The sequence below is a fragment of the Allomuricauda sp. XS_ASV26 genome, from assembly GCF_041224615.1.
GTDB classification, from domain to species: domain Bacteria; phylum Bacteroidota; class Bacteroidia; order Flavobacteriales; family Flavobacteriaceae; genus Flagellimonas; species Flagellimonas alginolytica.
Genome location: NZ_JBGFGK010000027.1, coordinates 63,281 through 79,120, shown reverse-complemented (window position 1 = coordinate 79,120; position 15,840 = coordinate 63,281). Strand labels below are relative to the sequence as shown.

13 protein-coding genes are annotated in these 15,840 nt (G+C 39.2%); 12 read left to right on the top strand and 1 reads right to left on the bottom strand.

All coding sequences use genetic code 11. The features are described from left to right. Positions 1–43 precede the first annotated feature (43 nt). Positions 44–484: a hypothetical protein gene (locus AB9K32_RS01995; protein ID WP_224837525.1), complete on the bottom strand. Its 441-nt coding sequence runs from the start codon at positions 482–484 to the stop codon at positions 44–46. Between the two features lie 93 nt (positions 485–577). Here AB9K32_RS01995 and rsgA point away from each other — a divergent pair, with 93 nt between their 5' ends. From rsgA to AB9K32_RS01935, 12 genes are all read left to right on the top strand, one after another. Continuing rightward, the gene (gene rsgA / locus AB9K32_RS01990; RefSeq protein ID WP_369884194.1) at positions 578–1,516 is read left to right on the top strand and encodes a ribosome small subunit-dependent GTPase A; all 939 of its coding nucleotides are present in this window, start codon (positions 578–580) and stop codon (positions 1,514–1,516) included. After that, the gene (gene dtd / locus AB9K32_RS01985) at positions 1,517–1,969 is read left to right on the top strand and encodes a D-aminoacyl-tRNA deacylase (protein WP_224837527.1); all 453 of its coding nucleotides are present in this window, start codon (positions 1,517–1,519) and stop codon (positions 1,967–1,969) included. Between the two features lie 171 nt (positions 1,970–2,140). After that, positions 2,141–3,955 (top strand): DUF3857 domain-containing protein, encoded by a 1,815-nt coding sequence (locus AB9K32_RS01980; RefSeq protein ID WP_369884193.1) that lies wholly within the window; start codon positions 2,141–2,143, stop codon positions 3,953–3,955. Then, complete coding sequence (locus AB9K32_RS01975; RefSeq protein WP_369884192.1) at positions 3,952–5,961, top strand: transglutaminase domain-containing protein; 2,010 nt, start codon at positions 3,952–3,954, stop codon at positions 5,959–5,961. The genes AB9K32_RS01980 and AB9K32_RS01975 overlap by 4 nt, the downstream gene beginning before the upstream one ends. Before the next feature lie 164 nt (positions 5,962–6,125). Then, entirely contained in the window at positions 6,126–8,135 is a 2,010-nt protein-coding gene (locus AB9K32_RS01970; protein ID WP_369884191.1) for a hypothetical protein, read from the top strand. Positions 8,136–8,143: 8 nt separating this feature from the next. Beyond that, a complete protein-coding gene (locus AB9K32_RS01965; protein ID WP_369884190.1) occupies positions 8,144–10,105 on the top strand; it encodes a DUF3857 domain-containing protein in 1,962 nt (653 codons plus the stop codon). A 43-nt stretch (positions 10,106–10,148) separates the two neighbouring features. After that, on the top strand, positions 10,149–10,475 hold the full coding sequence (locus AB9K32_RS01960; protein WP_090293531.1) for a nucleotide pyrophosphohydrolase: 327 nt from the start codon (positions 10,149–10,151) through the stop codon (positions 10,473–10,475). A 69-nt stretch (positions 10,476–10,544) separates the two neighbouring features. Further along, positions 10,545–11,774 carry a 3-phosphoshikimate 1-carboxyvinyltransferase gene (locus AB9K32_RS01955; protein WP_369884189.1) on the top strand — a complete coding sequence of 410 codons (1,230 nt, stop codon included), beginning with the start codon at positions 10,545–10,547 and terminating at the stop codon, positions 11,772–11,774. Positions 11,775–11,861: 87 nt separating this feature from the next. Further along, positions 11,862–12,911 (top strand): tRNA preQ1(34) S-adenosylmethionine ribosyltransferase-isomerase QueA, encoded by a 1,050-nt coding sequence (gene queA / locus AB9K32_RS01950; protein ID WP_252080392.1) that lies wholly within the window; start codon positions 11,862–11,864, stop codon positions 12,909–12,911. Between the two features lie 75 nt (positions 12,912–12,986). Continuing rightward, positions 12,987–14,027: a 23S rRNA (adenine(2503)-C(2))-methyltransferase RlmN gene (gene rlmN, locus AB9K32_RS01945; protein WP_224837530.1), complete on the top strand. Its 1,041-nt coding sequence runs from the start codon at positions 12,987–12,989 to the stop codon at positions 14,025–14,027. A gap of 144 nt (positions 14,028–14,171) precedes the next feature. Beyond that, complete coding sequence (locus AB9K32_RS01940; RefSeq protein ID WP_224837531.1) at positions 14,172–15,146, top strand: polyprenyl synthetase family protein; 975 nt, start codon at positions 14,172–14,174, stop codon at positions 15,144–15,146. A 112-nt stretch (positions 15,147–15,258) separates the two neighbouring features. After that, positions 15,259–15,837: an RNA polymerase sigma factor gene (locus tag AB9K32_RS01935; RefSeq protein WP_369884188.1), complete on the top strand. Its 579-nt coding sequence runs from the start codon at positions 15,259–15,261 to the stop codon at positions 15,835–15,837. Positions 15,838–15,840: the final 3 nt, after the last annotated feature.

Below are 15,840 nucleotides of genomic sequence, written 5' to 3'. Positions count from 1 at the left end.
CCCTTTAAAAAAGGGGCTTTTTTAATTGGTTTAATAAAGGCAGTTATTTTTTAAAGATATATCGGGTAATAAAAATACCTTGTCCATCACCTTTTCCTCCTTCACTTTCAACACCGCTAACAACAAAGGCCAATTCCCATCCGTTGGCGATCATATCGTTGATCATGGAAGTGATCATAGCGTCGTTGGCCGCAATATTCTGAAAACGGATACCGCCAACATTGTAAAAGTTCAACAATTTGGTCTCTTCGAAATTTTTAACACGGATTTCGTTTCTTTTGGACTTGTTTCTCGTGTTATCGTCCTCTGTTTGTACACTGGTAAATTCTTTATAATCCTTGTCCTCAAGAGCGTTGATTATTCTTGATCTACCAAGCCCGTTGGGCACTATGGATTCAACGCTGGTAATTACTTTGTACTGTTGTGCGTTTACGCTAAATGCAGTGGTCAAAGCGATTACTGCGGCAAATAAGATTTTTTTCATGTTTAAATTTTGATGATTAATATGCTATAAATAAAGATATACGACGAAACGAAAGGAATATTGTTTCTTTGTATTTAAAAAAACTAACAAATTTTGAACGGAACAGTTTATAAATCGACCGGAAGTTGGTACACCGTAAAGTCCAATGAAGGCAACTTTTACGAATGCCGTATAAAGGGCAAGTTCCGTACACAAGGGATTAAGAGCACTAATCCAGTTGCCGTTGGCGACCATGTCAGTTTTGAACTGGAAACTATTGGTGACGAGACGATCGGTATAATTTCCAAAATTGGCAATCGTAAAAACTACATAGTCCGCAAGTCCGTTAAGCTTTCCAAACAAACACATATTATTGCATCCAATTTAGATCAGGTATTCCTATTGGTTACTTTGAACAACCCTCCCACCTTTACCAGTTTTATAGATCGATTTTTGGTGACCGCAGAAGCTTATGAAATTCCGGTAGTGCTACTTTTTAATAAAATGGATGTTTACCAAGAAGAAGAAAGGTTTGAGGTGGATTATTTAATGGATCTATATAAGAAAATCGGGTATAAGTGCATTAAAATTGAAGCAAAACAAGGTAAGAACGTTGATTTGGTAAAAGAAATAATGAAAGGGAAAACCAGTATGTTCGCCGGTCATTCCGGGGTAGGAAAGTCTACATTGGTAAATGCGTTGGAACCTGGAATGCAACTAAAAACTGCCGAAATTTCTGAGCAGCACATGCAAGGCCAACATACCACCACTTTTGCCGAAATGTACGACCTGTCTTTCGATGCACGGATAATCGACACCCCCGGGATTAAAGGTTTTGGTATCGTGGATATGGACAAGCACGAGATCGGAGACTATTTTCCCGAGTTTTTTGCGTTAAAATCGGAGTGTAAATTTAATAACTGTTTACATTTGGACGAACCCAAATGTGCCGTAAAAAAAGCTCTGGAGAACAATGAAATTGCAGCAAGTCGCTATCGGAGCTATGTGCAAATGCTCACTGGGGAAGAAGATAATCCATACAGGGAAAGATAAATGAGAACAGTACTACAGAGAGTATCAAAGGCAAGTGTTGCCGTCGATGGCAAAATGATATCATCCATCGGAAACGGGCTTTTGATCTTACTGGGCATCGAGGATGCCGATACAAAAGAAGATATAGACTGGTTGACCAATAAAGTTTTAAACCTTCGCATTTTTAACGACGAGAACGGGGTGATGAACCGCTCCGTATTGGATACTGATGGCGATATTATAGTAGTTAGTCAGTTTACATTGCATGCGTCTACCAAAAAAGGAAATCGACCATCGTACATAAAAGCCGCAAAACCCGATGTTGCCATTCCTGTGTACGAGAGTTTTGTTCAGGTATTGGAGCAAAAATTCGGAAAGAAGGTTGGAACCGGAATTTTTGGCGCCGATATGAAAGTGGAGTTGCTCAATGATGGTCCGGTTACCATTATTGTGGACACAAAAAATAGAGAATAATTTTTTTATGTTGAAAAAAATCTCTTTTTTGTAAGAAATTATTCACCACCATCTTTAAACAAACCAACCTCTCCTAACCAACCAATGCACTTTTACTTATTTATCCTATTTGCCTTATTCTTTGATAGTTCATATTCACAGGATTATCGAGTAAGTTCGATTTCCAAAACAATGCAACAAAACGCAGATGCCGTAGTTCGTTTGGATAAAATGGATGTGATTGTTGAGGCAAAGGACCGAATGATCGTGAACCAGAAGAGAGTGGTTACTGTACTTAACAAAGAAGGCAATAAACATGTTAACGCCTATGCCTTTTACGAAAAAAAGGATAAGGTATCACATTTAGAAGCAGTAATTTATAATGCACAAGGCGAAGAGGTAAAGAAAATAAAGAAAAGAGATTTTTTAGATCAAAGTGCAATTGGGGGCGGCACATTGTATGCCGATTCGCGTGTGTTGGTTTTGCAATATACGCCAACCCAATATCCCTATACAGTGGAGTTCTCCAAAGAATATTCTACCCCAAATACTGCCTTTGTACCAAACTGGCCCTTTTTGGAAGATTACCGGTTGAGTACAGAAAGCAGTCAGTTTTCTTTTCGTGTTGAATGTGGTATACCTTTTAGGACCAAAGAAGACAATTTAGACGAGTATCAAATCAAAAAATCGAAGACAACGAACGGTGTTGTGTATATAGCCAATAATTTGAATGCTATGGAGGAAGAGCCTCTTTCGCCTAGCTTTCAGGATTTTGCCCCACATGTTAAGATAGCACTGAACGAGTTTCATTTAGAGGGGGTCGATGGAAGGGGAGCTACTTGGCAAGAACTGGGAAAATGGATGTCAGATGAGCTTTTAGAAGGAAAAGACGATTTGGATGAAGGTACTGTACAATATGTGCAAAACTTGGTAAGAGGGGTCAACGATCCTTTGGAAAAAATAAAAATAGTTTATCACTATGTACAAGAAAATACAAGGTACATAAGTGTGCAGCTGGGGATTGGAGGATGGATGCCCATAAATGCATCCACAGTGAATCGAGTAAAATATGGAGATTGCAAAGGACTTGTCAATTATACCATGGCCTTGCTGAGGGCAGCTGGAGTGGAATCTTATTATACAGTGGTACATGCCGGTAATAAGATTAGGGATATGGATAGAGATTTTCCATCCATGCAGGGCAATCACGTTATATTGAATGTACCGTTGGAAAATAATGAAGTATGGTTGGAATGCACAAGTCAGATTGCACCCGTTAACCATTTGGGCACTTTTACGGATAATAGGAATGTATTAAAAATTAAACCCGAAGGAGGCGAATTGGTCCGTACGAATGTAAACCCAGATGAGGATAATTATCAACTTACCAAAGCCTATTTTGAGATTGCCGACGAAACTAACATAATAGGAAAGGTAAAGATTGTTTCAAGAGGTACACAATACGATCAAAAGTATTGGATAACCAAAAACACCAGGTCGAAAGAAGAAGAATTTTATAAAACGTACTGGAACTACGTGCAAAATTTAAATTTGGGCACCGTTACCTATGGTAACGATATTGATAATATCGAATTTTCAGAAGATATTGAATTCTCAGCCAATAATTACTTGTCTTCAGCAGGGGATAAATTATTGTTGATTCCCAATGTTTCCAACAGAAATTTAAATGTACCGGTCAGGGTTCGAAATAGAAAAAGAGCATTGGTCGTAAAAAGAGGGTTTTTGGATGAGGATGAGTTTACTATCCGTTTGCCCAAGGGGTATATGCTGGAAACTGGTATTCTGCCTATAAAGGTAGAATCAAAGTACGGGTCGTACTCAGTTTTTATAGAAACGCTCGAACCAGGGACCATACGTTACAAAAGGCGACTTTTGGTGAAGTCCGGTAAATACCCGAAAGAAGAATATAGTCAGTACCGTGATTTTAGGAAAAAAGTCGCGAGATATGACAATATGAAAGTTGTTTTAATCAAAAAAGAGTTATGAGGATAACACTATTGCTCTCATTATTGTTGGTACACTTATCAGTAAGCGCTAAAGATGTAAAATTTGGAAAAGTATCCAAAGAGGATGTGTCGGCTACCCGACATATCGATTACCCGGAGGCAAATGCGGCAATTCTGCACAAAAGCGAATGGATATGGTACGATTATCAATATGACATCGGATGGACAGTTACCAGAGAAGTTCATTTTCGAATAAAAATTTACAAAAAGGATGGTTTTGATTGGGCTACTTTACAAATACCCCTTTACGCTGGAAGAGGAGGTGAAGAGACCATTTCGGGCATCAAAGGGTTTACTTTTAATATTGAAGGCGGGAAACTCGTTAGTAAAAAGCTCAAGAACGATGGGGTCTTTGAAGAAAAAGTCAATAAATACAGAAACAAAACTTCCATTACCATGCCAGAGGTAAAGGAAGGAAGTGTTTTGGATATTGAATATAAAATAAAGTCGCCGATGTTCTGGAATATAGATGAATTCAAATTTCAGTATGATATTCCCTTGGATCATGCAGAAGTTCGTTTGGATGTACCGGAATATTTTATTTTCAAAAAACACAGCAAAGGTTTTCAGACCATTCAATTTGCCGAATCCAAAAAGAATAGATCCATGAACATTGCATACCGAAGTTCCGATAATATGGGTTTGGTGGGCAGGTCGACCCACAATAATGGCACTTTGAGCTTTATGGAGAACATTTATACAATGGAGGTGTCGAATATACCGGCCATGTTGGAAGAAAAGTATACCAATAACATCGATAACTATAAGACTTCTGTAAAGTTCGAATTGGCATCTACCCATTTCCCCAATCAACCTTATGAAAATTATAGCTTAACATGGGAGGGGGTGGCCAAATCCATTTATTCTTATGACGATTTTGGGGCAGAGTTGAACAAGAAGGGATATTTTAAAGATGATTTAGATCCATTGCTCAATGGCCTATCCTCCAATATCGAAAAGGCGATGACCATTTTTCAGTTTGTAAAAACAAAAATGAACTGGGATAATTACTACGGAGTAACTTGTAGTGATCAGGGTATTCGCAAAGCCTACAAAGAAGGGAAGGGTAACGTTGCGGAGATAAATCTTATGTTAACGGCAATGTTCAGATACGCAGGATTGGATGCCCATCCCGTGTTGGTGAGTACAAGATCGCATGGAATACCGCTCTTCCCGACCAGTGATGGATTCAATTACGTAATTACCGGTCTTCAACTAGAAAATGGTTTAGTCCTTTTTGATGCTACAGAAAAGAATACTGTACCCAACATACTGCCCATGAGGGCCTTGAATTGGTTTGGTAGGCTTATCCGAGAAGATGGAAGTTCAAAACAAGTGGATTTAATGCCCAAAACAAAATCCGTGGATGCCATAATGATGAGTGTTGTGCTTAATGATGATGGCTCCATTGAAGGAGAATACCAGGAACAATATTCTGCAAACAGTGCATTGTTGTTCAGGAACAATTTCGTTGCTGGCACGGAAGAAAAATATTTGGATGATTTGGAAAAAAAATATGGAGATATCGAAATCTCGAATTTTAATTTGCAAAACCAAGGTAACCTCTCCAAGCCCGTAGTACAAGCGTTCAATTTTGTTAAAGAAGATGCTTTCGATGAAATTTCCGGGAAACTGTACATATCACCTTTATTTTACCTAACAACTACGGTCAATCCTTTTAAAACCGAAAAAAGAGAGTTTCCCGTAGACTTTGGTTACCCATGGAAAGATCAATATATGATCAATATTGCCATTCCGGATGGATATGCTGTAGAATCGGTTCCAGAGTCTATTGCAGTTGGCTTACCAGATAATTTAGGTCGGTTCAAATACTTTGTGTCTGCGGCGAATAACAAAATCAATGTAAGGGTGGATATTGAGCTCAATACTTCGCTGATCTCTTCCAATTATTATGCTCAGTTAAAGGAGTTTTATAATCAGATAATTAAGAAAGAATTGGAAAAGGTGGTTCTTGTAAAAACATAAGATAATGGTATGTAAAAAGTATACTGTATAATCCTAAGCAAATTTTTGGGAGATCTTGGTGAATACTTGGACCCATGTACCGGAGAACACATTGTTTTTGGACAACAAAGTGCAGAGGCAAGAGTAAATATTGGTAGGGCATTAAAAAAAAGTTGCACCGAACAATGAAATTTAAAATTTATATTCTGTTTTTACTATCTCTACAAGTGGTAACCGCCAAAGAGATAACATTTGGTAAAGTATCCAAGGAGGAAGTGTTGGCCACTCAGCATAAACGCTATCCAGATGCTAAGGCCGCTATACTGTATAAAAGTGAGTTGGTACACTTTGATTTTCATGCTGAAACCGGTTGGCAGCTTATAACAGAAGTTCAATATAGGATTAAGATTTATAGGAAAGCAGGGTTGAGTTGGGCTACCCTGCACAAGTCTTTTTTAACAAATAGCGAGCATAAACAAAATATCTATCAGATCAAAGGATTCACGTTTAATATCGTGGACGGTAATGTGGTTAGGACCAAATTGGAAAATGAGGGTGTTTTCATCGAAAGAGTGAATGATGATCAAAGTAAGTTGGCCATTTCAATGCCCAATGTAAAAGAAGGCAGTGTTGTAGACGTCGCATTTAAAATAAAATCACACGCATATTGGAATATCGATGAGTTTTGGTTGCAATTTGATATTCCAGTGGATTTTGCATTGGTACAATTAAAAATCCCAGAGTACTTCGTTTATAAACAATACAATAGAGGTTTTTATCCAGTTGAAATGGAACAATCACAGCGGAATAAGTCGCTAAAGGTAGTTCAACAGGCGGATTACAGTTTCAAAACCCCGACGAATGTTGCTTTGGGAAAGGAAACCATAAATTATATCGAGAACATTTTTACGTTCACATTATCAAATCTTCCCGGATTGGTCGCGGAGTCAGAGGTAGTTAACATAAATGATTATAGAGCAGCCATTAAGTTTGAATTGGGGTCCACTAGGTTTCCAAATGAAACATATAAAAACTATAGTTTAACCTGGGGAGATGTTGCTAAAACCATTTATGATAACGATAGATTTGGTAAGGAATTAAATCGTCACGACTATTTTAAAGGAGATTTAAAAAAACTACTCCGAGATGCATCCTCGGAAATGGAAAGGGCCATGGTTATATATGACTTTGTAAAGTCACAAATGAATTGGAACTACGGGTTTGGTATATTGTGCAACAGTAAGGGGATTGCAGAAGTGTACAACGAAAAGAAAGGAAATGTCGCCGATATAAACCTTATGCTTACCTCGATGTTCAGGTATGCAGGTCTCAAAGCAGACCCTGTTTTGATTAGTTCCAAAACAAACGGAATCCCTTTTTTTCCTACGGTTGGCACTTTTAATTATGTGGTTGTAGGGCTTCAAATGGGGGCGGATTTAATGTTGTTCGATGCAACAGAGAAATATGGCTATCCAGATTTCATTCCATTGCGCGCAGTAAATTGGGTCGGAAGACTTATTCGTGAGGACGGTACAACTGCTCAAATAGATTTAAAACCAAAGTTTAGGTCCCTCAATGCTGAATTAATTACCGTATCCTTTAACAAGGATGGCTCAATCACGGGCAAATATCGGTATCATAGCACAGGATACTTCGCCTTCTATTTAAGAAAGGGTAATAGCGGGAACCCAAGCGACTCCTATCGGGTCAATATGGAAAAAAAATTCTCTGATATGGAAATCACAAACTTTCAGGTCTTAAACCACAATAACCCATCCCAACCATTGGAGCAAACCTATGGGTATACCAAAAAATCTGCATTTGAAACAATTGGCCGCAAGATTGTTTTTACTCCATTTTTCAATTCAGGGTTAAATTATAATCCATATAAGGCAGAGGAAAGAAATTTGCCCATAGAGAAAGTTTTTACGCAATCCTTTAAAAAAATGGCAACCATAAAAGTACCCGATGGCTATGCGGTTGAATCGTTTCCGGAGCCTGTATCCATAGTATTGCCCAAAAATATGGGAAGCTATAAATATGAGGTCTGGATAGAGGAGGATATAATAAAAATCAATTCCGAAATTAATTGGAATACAACGGTCATACCTCCAGAATTCTATTCGGACGTAAAAGGCTTTTATGATCAAATAGGTAAATGGAATTCCGGTAAATTAATTTTCACTAAACAATAAACTTATATATGAGAAAAATAATTTTGATTCTCTTAATGTTGAGCTGTATGCCGGTTATTGGTCAAGGTCAGGAATTTGGGGAGCTTTCAGGTTTTGAGTCTAATTTCAGAACCTATTATAAAGATAGCACCGCACATGCCGTATACCTCTACGAAAAAGGTAGGAACTATTTTCAGGTAAGAAGAAACTATGTTTGGTTGATAACGGAATACCATGCAAAAATAAAGATATTGGACGAAGAAGGGTTTTCGGAGGCCGACATATCCATACCTTATTATCATTCAGAGAAAAAGACCGAAACAGTAAGTAAGGTCAAGGCCATAAACCATGTTAAGGGTACAAAACATAACGTTATGCCCAGTACTATTTTTGATGTTCAAGTGAGTGAACATTGGTCAGAGAAACGATTTACATTTTCCAATGTCCAAGAAGGATCGGTACTCGAATACTCTTACGAACTGGAATCTCCATTTTTATACAACATGAAAGGTTGGGAATTCCAGGGGCATATTCCCAAAATATATTCCGAGTACAATGCGAAAATACCGGGCAACTATAAATATAATAGGTCGCTATTGGGTAAATTGGAGCTAGATGTTAACGACGCTACTATTCAGTCAAATTGTTTTAGTGTTCCCGGAATGTCGGTACAGGCCGATTGTGAAGTGTTAAAATATGTAATGAAGGATGTGCCTGCATTCAAGGAAGATGAAGAATACATGTTGGCTCCGTCAAATTACAGATCTAGATTGGAATTTGAGCTTGCAGAATATGAAAGTTTCCAAGGTAGGGTAGAAAGGTTTACCAAATCATGGAAAGATGTAGATCGAGAGTTTAGAACAGACCGCGACATCGGAGGGCAGCTCCGCAAAAAAAATTATTTTGAAAGAAATCTACCTTTGGAGATAATTACGGGAAAAGAAAGTGATTTAACAAGAGCGATAAAATTGTACAGATTTGTAAAAGCCCACTATAACTGGAACGGGAAATTTGGCATTTTTAGGAATAACAATGTAAAAAAGGCATTCGAAGAAGGTGTAGGAAACGTGGCTGAAATAAACATCACCTTGATCAATTTACTGAACGCATCGGGGATAGATACAGATCTTGCTCTCATATCGACCAGAATGCATGGGTTGCCCAAAAAATCACATCCAGTCATGTCTGATTTTAATTATGTAGTTGCCAAAACTGAAATTGATGGAGAAACATACTTGCTGGATGCTACAGAAAAGGAAATGCCATTTGGAATGCTGCCTTATCGTTGTCTAAACTACTATGGCCGAGTTATGGATTTAGATGGTGATAGTTACTGGATGGATATTGAACCAGAAAAATTGAACGGCAGAACGGTTAGGGTAAATCTCGAATTGGATCTGATGAATAGCTCAGTGAAAGGTAAGTTCGATGAGATCTCTAAAGGATATGATGCCTACTTGAAACGCAAAAAGATTGCGGAATTATCGCAAGAAGATTATCTGGCAGCAATTGAAAACGAGTACATAGACGGATTTTTTATTAATCAATATAAAGTTGATGAAGAACAATCGGATGAGAAGAATTGGGTGGAACATTTTACTTTTCAATTGGAGGATTTGGAATTTTCCAAAACAATATATTTCAACCCATTTATAATTCGTTTTTTTAAAGACAATCCTTTTAGAGCGGAAACCCGAAGCTATCCGGTAGATTTCGGTTATCAAAGAAAATTCAATTATATGGCCAATATCGAGGTTCCGGTTGGGTATACAATTAAAGAGTTGCCCAAACCGGTAAACTTGGCCTTGCCAGATGGTAGTGGTGTCCTGCAATATAATACTACCGAGTTGAACGGAAAGATCATGGTGGTATTTTCTTTGCAATTGAGATCTACACAATATTCCAATGTGGGCTACGACTATTTAAAAAAACTTTTTAGTAGTGCAGTGGCTAACCAAAATCAAAGTTATATAGTTTTAGAAAAGGTATAAACAGTAGTGATTACCTTTGCTTTTAAACTTAAAATTTTTGAAGGTGAACATAGAAAACGCACAAAAGGCCGTTGATGAGTGGATTAAAAATCATGGGGTCCGTTACTTTAACGAACTGACCAACATGGCCCAGCTTACCGAAGAGGTTGGCGAAGTGGCCCGTATTATTGCCAGAAGATATGGTGAACAGAGCGAAAAAGAATCCGATAAAGCAAAAGATCTGGGCGAAGAACTTGCCGATGTTGTTTTTGTGGTACTCTGCTTGGCCAACCAAACCGGAATCGATTTACAAGAGGCATTCGATAAAAAATTGGATTTAAAGACCAAACGGGATCACGACCGTCATCAAAATAACAAAAAGCTTAAATAAAGTTCCGGTTATAAAGGGACTTTAGGGCTGTTTTTTCTAGTTTTGACAATTCATACAAACCCTAACGAATTGAAACTCCAACTTTCTTCTCCTAACAATACAAAAATTGAAAAAGACATAGCAATCACTGGTTCTAAGAGTGAAACAAACCGTTCGTTATTGTTGCAGGCGCTTTTTCCGAATATTAAAATAGCCAATCTTTCCAACTCGGACGATGGGGAAGTTATGCAAAAGGGTTTGGCCAAGTCCAATGGAGTGGTGGATATTCACCATGCAGGTACCGCCATGCGTTTTTTAACCGCCTATTTTGCATCGCAACAAGGCAAACAAGTGGTGCTCACGGGTTCGCATCGAATGCAAGAACGACCTATAAAAGTGTTGGTGGAAGCATTGCAAGCACTTGGGGCAGATATTCAATACGAAAAGGAAACGGGTTATCCCCCGCTGAAGATTTCTGGTAAAAAGCTCGAAAAAAACCGTGTATCCCTGCCTGCAAATATTAGCAGCCAATATATTTCCGCATTACTTTTAATTGCACCTAGCTTGGAGAATGGTTTGGAACTGGAACTGATCGGCAAGATTACATCTGTTCCTTATATAAAAATGACATTGGCCCTGTTGGAACAGATAGGCGTCCAAACTTCCTTTGTGGCGAACACCATAAAAGTCGCCCCAAAAACTGAGGTAGTGGATACTACTTTGGTGGTAGAATCCGATTGGAGTTCGGCCAGCTATTTTTACAGTATTGTGGCCATGTGCGATGTAGGTTCGGCAATAACACTGTCATCGTACAAACAAAACTCTTTACAGGGCGATAGCGTTTTGGCAAAAATCTATAAGGATTTTGGTGTGGAGACCATATTCAAGGACAATACCATTGTACTCAAGAAAACATCAAAAGATATTGCCGACCATTTAACCTACGATCTTTCCAACGCCCCGGATATTGCTCAGACGATTGCCGTTAGCTGTTTGGGATTGGGTATTGGTTGCCATTTAACGGGATTACATACCTTGCCTATTAAGGAAACCGACCGGTTGGCTGCTCTGCAAAAAGAGTTGGGCAAGTTTGGCGCCAAGGTGGATATTGATTCCGAAAGCCTGACCTTACAAGCTCAAAATCAGCTTGCAGAAGGAGTTTTCGTGGATACCTACAATGATCATCGAATGGCGATGGCCTTTGGCCCATTAGCACTGAAAGTTGACTTTGTGGTCAACGATGCCGAAGTGGTTTCCAAATCCTATCCCGATTTTTGGAACGACCTAAAAACCCTTGGGTTCGCAGTCCAAGAATTGTAAATCACATTTAATCATCAAATTACTTGACATCCCCTATCACGAGGTTGTATATTTGCACTTCTTAAAAAAAATCGAAAAAAAGTCCACATGAAATTATCGAACTTCAATTTTGAATTGCCAAAAGAATTGTTGGCAGAATATCCCGCGGAACATCGTGACGAATCCAAACTAATGGTAGTTCATAGGGATACAGGAAAAATTGAGCATAAAATGTTCAAAGACATCGTAGATTATTTTGATGAAGACGATGTAATGGTCTTGAACAATACCAAGGTGTTTCCTGCGAGACTTTTTGGAAACAAGGAAAAAACCGGTGCTAGGATAGAAGTGTTCTTGCTTAGGGAACTTAACCAAGAGCAACGACTTTGGGATGTTTTGGTAGATCCGGCAAGAAAGATTAGGATCGGTAACAAGCTTTATTTTGGCGATGATGAAAGTTTGGTGGCAGAAGTGATCGATAATACAACATCGAGAGGAAGAACATTGCGTTTTCTTTACGATGGTTCTTATACCGATTTTAGAAGAAAGCTTAGGGAGCTTGGAGAAACTCCGTTGCCCAAATACATTAAAAGAGAGGTAACACCAGAAGACGAGGAACGTTACCAGACCATTTACGCCAAGCACGAGGGAGCTGTAGCAGCACCGACCGCAGGGCTTCACTTTTCCAAACACTTATTAAAGCGTTTGGAGATCAAAGGTATTCAGTTTGCAGAGGTCACTTTGCACGTAGGACTGGGAACATTTAACCCAGTAGAGGTAGAGGACTTGTCCAAACACAAAATGGATAGCGAAGAATTGGTGATCGATGAAAAAGCAACAGAAGTAGTAAATAACGCAAAAGCCAACAAGCGAAAAGTATGTGCCGTAGGTACAACCGTTATGCGCGGCTTGGAAAGTGCTGTTTCTTCAGAGCATACATTGAATACGTTTGAAGGATGGACCAATAAGTTCATATTTCCTCCGTACGATTTTAGCATAGCCAATTGTATGATCACCAATTTCCACTTGCCAAAATCCACATTAATGATGATGGTTTCCGCATTTGCCGGTCACGATCTTATAAAGAAAGCGTACAAGCAGGCAATTTTGGAAGGATATCGTTTCTACTCCTATGGAGATGCGATGTTGATTCTATAAAAACGGAAAATCATAGAAGAAAAATCCCGTTGACCTTAAAGTGAACGGGATTTTTTTCTTCCTTATCTTTAGATAGTGGAAAACAAAAAGAAGGATATACGCGCATTGACCAAAGAGCAGCTCCGAAACTTTTTTGTGGAGCAGGGAGACAAGGCATTTCGTGGAAACCAAGTGTACGAATGGTTGTGGCAAAAGTCGGCCCACGATTTTGATGCCATGACCAATATTTCCAAGGAAACCCGACAAATGTTGGAAGATAACTTTGTTATCAATCATATTCGGGTAGATCAAATGCAGCGAAGTTCAGACGGAACCATTAAAAATGCCGTTCGTTTGCATGATGGCTTAATAGTGGAATCCGTTTTGATTCCCACGGAAACCCGGACCACAGCCTGTGTGTCCAGTCAGGTTGGATGCAGTTTGGATTGTAAATTCTGTGCAACGGCCCGTTTAAAACGTATGCGGAATTTAAATCCGGATGAGATATATGATCAGGTAGTGGCCATAGACAACGAGAGCAGATTGTATTTTGATCGTCCGTTGAGCAATATAGTTTTTATGGGTATGGGAGAACCGTTGATGAACTATAACAATGTGCTAAAGGCCATAGAAAAAATTACTTCCCCGGAAGGGTTGGGCATGTCCCCCAAGCGTATTGTGGTCTCTACCTCCGGAGTGCCTAAGATGATCAGGAAAATGGCCGACGAAGAAGTCAAATTTGGTCTGGCAGTTTCATTGCACTCCGCTATCGACGAGGTCCGAACTTCCATTATGCCCTTTAATGCCACATTTCCACTTAAAGAACTCAGGGAGGCATTGGAGTATTGGTACAGCAAGACCAAGAATAGAATTACCTACGAATATGTGGTCTGGAAAGGAATCAACGATACCCAGAAGGCAGCAGATGCACTGGTCAAGTTTTGCAAGTTTGCACCATCCAAGGTCAACATAATCGAGTACAACCCCATTGATGATGGTGACTTTCAACAAGCACCCAATAGTGCCATTGACATGTACAAGAATACCTTGGAGCAAAACGGCATCACGGTTACCATACGTAGGTCGCGAGGCAAGGATATCGATGCCGCTTGCGGTCAATTGGCCAACAAAAGCTAGAGTTTAATTTTTGATTGGCCATCCACATTGGTAGGTAAAACAACGATACTTTTAGAACTCTATCTTAAAACTTCGATTTAGTTCTAACAACTCTCGCATTTTCCCTACTTTTAGGGTTTTAAAACCAAACACCACACCGCTACGTTGAAAATCGTTTCGCAGATACGGGAACCCATAGAAAATGAGATGCAGCTTTTTGAGGAAAAGTTCCTCAAATCCATGTCTTCCAAGGTTGCATTGTTTAATAGGATTACCTACTATATTGTTAACCGCAAGGGCAAACAAATGCGCCCAATGTTCGTGTTCCTTACCGCCAAATTATTGAATGGGGAAGTCAACGAACGTACATACACAGGAGCTTCCATAATTGAGTTGATACACACTGCAAGCCTGGTCCACGACGATGTGGTGGACGACAGTAACAAACGCCGGGGCTTTTTTTCCATCAATGCCCTGTGGAAAAACAAGATTGCTGTTCTGGTCGGGGATTTTCTTTTCTCTAAGGGTTTGTTGGTATCTCTGGAAAACAAGGATTACGATTTACTACACATTATTTCCAATGCCGTTCGCGATATGAGCGAAGGGGAACTGCTCCAGATAGAAAAAGCGAGACTTTTGGATATTACCGAAGAGGTTTACTACGACATTATCCGCCAAAAAACAGCCACTCTTATTGCCGCTTGTTGCAGTATGGGGGCATGTTCGGTGAGACCGGATTCGGATGAGGTGGAAGCCTTTCGGAAGTTCGGGGAGCTTTGTGGAATGGCCTTCCAAATTAAGGACGACCTTTTTGACTACGGTGCCGAGAAAATTGGAAAGCCTACGGGTATCGATATAAAGGAACAAAAAATGACACTGCCATTGATCTATGCATTGAACCATAGTGATAAGGAAAGTAAAAAATGGTTGATCAATTCCATCAAAAAACACAACAAGAACAAAAAACGTGTAAAAGAGGTTATAGAGTACGTTAAGGAAAAAGGCGGCCTCGAATATGCAGTTACCAAAATGTTGGAGTTTAAGGATGAAGCGTTGGCCATTTTGGACAATTACCCCGATTCCGAATACAAAAGTGCCCTCACCCTAATGGTAAATTACGTGGTAGACCGTAAAAAATAGGTATTTATAAGGCTGGTTATCAATTAAATGTCGAAAATTTTTATTTTTCGGGCAACCATTTACGTTTATATCCCGTCTATTTAAATAGAAGCACTTTTGTAAACCATTTTTTTTGAAAATCATCTCGCTACATAACAACGAAAAGCAACTGATTAAAAAATCGATCAAGGGGGATCAGCAGGCTCAAAAATTGTTGTACGAGAAGTTCTCGCCCAAAATGCTCGGGGTGTGCAGACAATATATCAAGGACCTTCATTTTGCGGAAGATGTTATGGTAAATGGTTTTGTCAAGATGTTCAACCATCTCGGCTCTTACCAATATAAAGGTAGTTTTGAAGGCTGGGTCAGGAGCATTATGGTAAGGGAAAGTATTTCCTTTCTACGTAAAAAACAGTTTGTTGTTTACGATGATGATGCGGTCGAAGTGAGGGAAGAGGTGTTAGGACCCATATCCGATGGACTGTTGGATATGGAGTATGTGCAACACTTGATTGATGGTCTTCCAGAGGGATACAAAGCCGTTTTCTTGCTGTATGCCGTTGAAGGATATGGACATAAGGAAATAGCGGAGATGTTGGCAATTAGCGAAGGAACTTCAAAATCGCAACTTTTCAAGGCCAGAAAAATGCTTCAAGAAAATTTAAGTTTAAAAGGAATGTCGCCCAATTCAAAAACGGCGAACAAAAAATAAGGG

Coding starts and splice junctions, on each gene's coding strand:
- AB9K32_RS01975 (WP_369884192.1), top strand. CDS start 3,952: ATGAGGATAACACTATTGCTCTCATTATTGTTGGTACACTTATCAGTA.
- AB9K32_RS01970 (WP_369884191.1), top strand. CDS start 6,126: ATGAAATTTAAAATTTATATTCTGTTTTTACTATCTCTACAAGTGGTA.
- AB9K32_RS01995 (WP_224837525.1), bottom strand. CDS start 484: ATGAAAAAAATCTTATTTGCCGCAGTAATCGCTTTGACCACTGCATTT.
- dtd (WP_224837527.1), top strand. CDS start 1,517: ATGAGAACAGTACTACAGAGAGTATCAAAGGCAAGTGTTGCCGTCGAT.
- AB9K32_RS01965 (WP_369884190.1), top strand. CDS start 8,144: ATGAGAAAAATAATTTTGATTCTCTTAATGTTGAGCTGTATGCCGGTT.
- queA (WP_252080392.1), top strand. CDS start 11,862: ATGAAATTATCGAACTTCAATTTTGAATTGCCAAAAGAATTGTTGGCA.
- AB9K32_RS01980 (WP_369884193.1), top strand. CDS start 2,141: ATGCAACAAAACGCAGATGCCGTAGTTCGTTTGGATAAAATGGATGTG.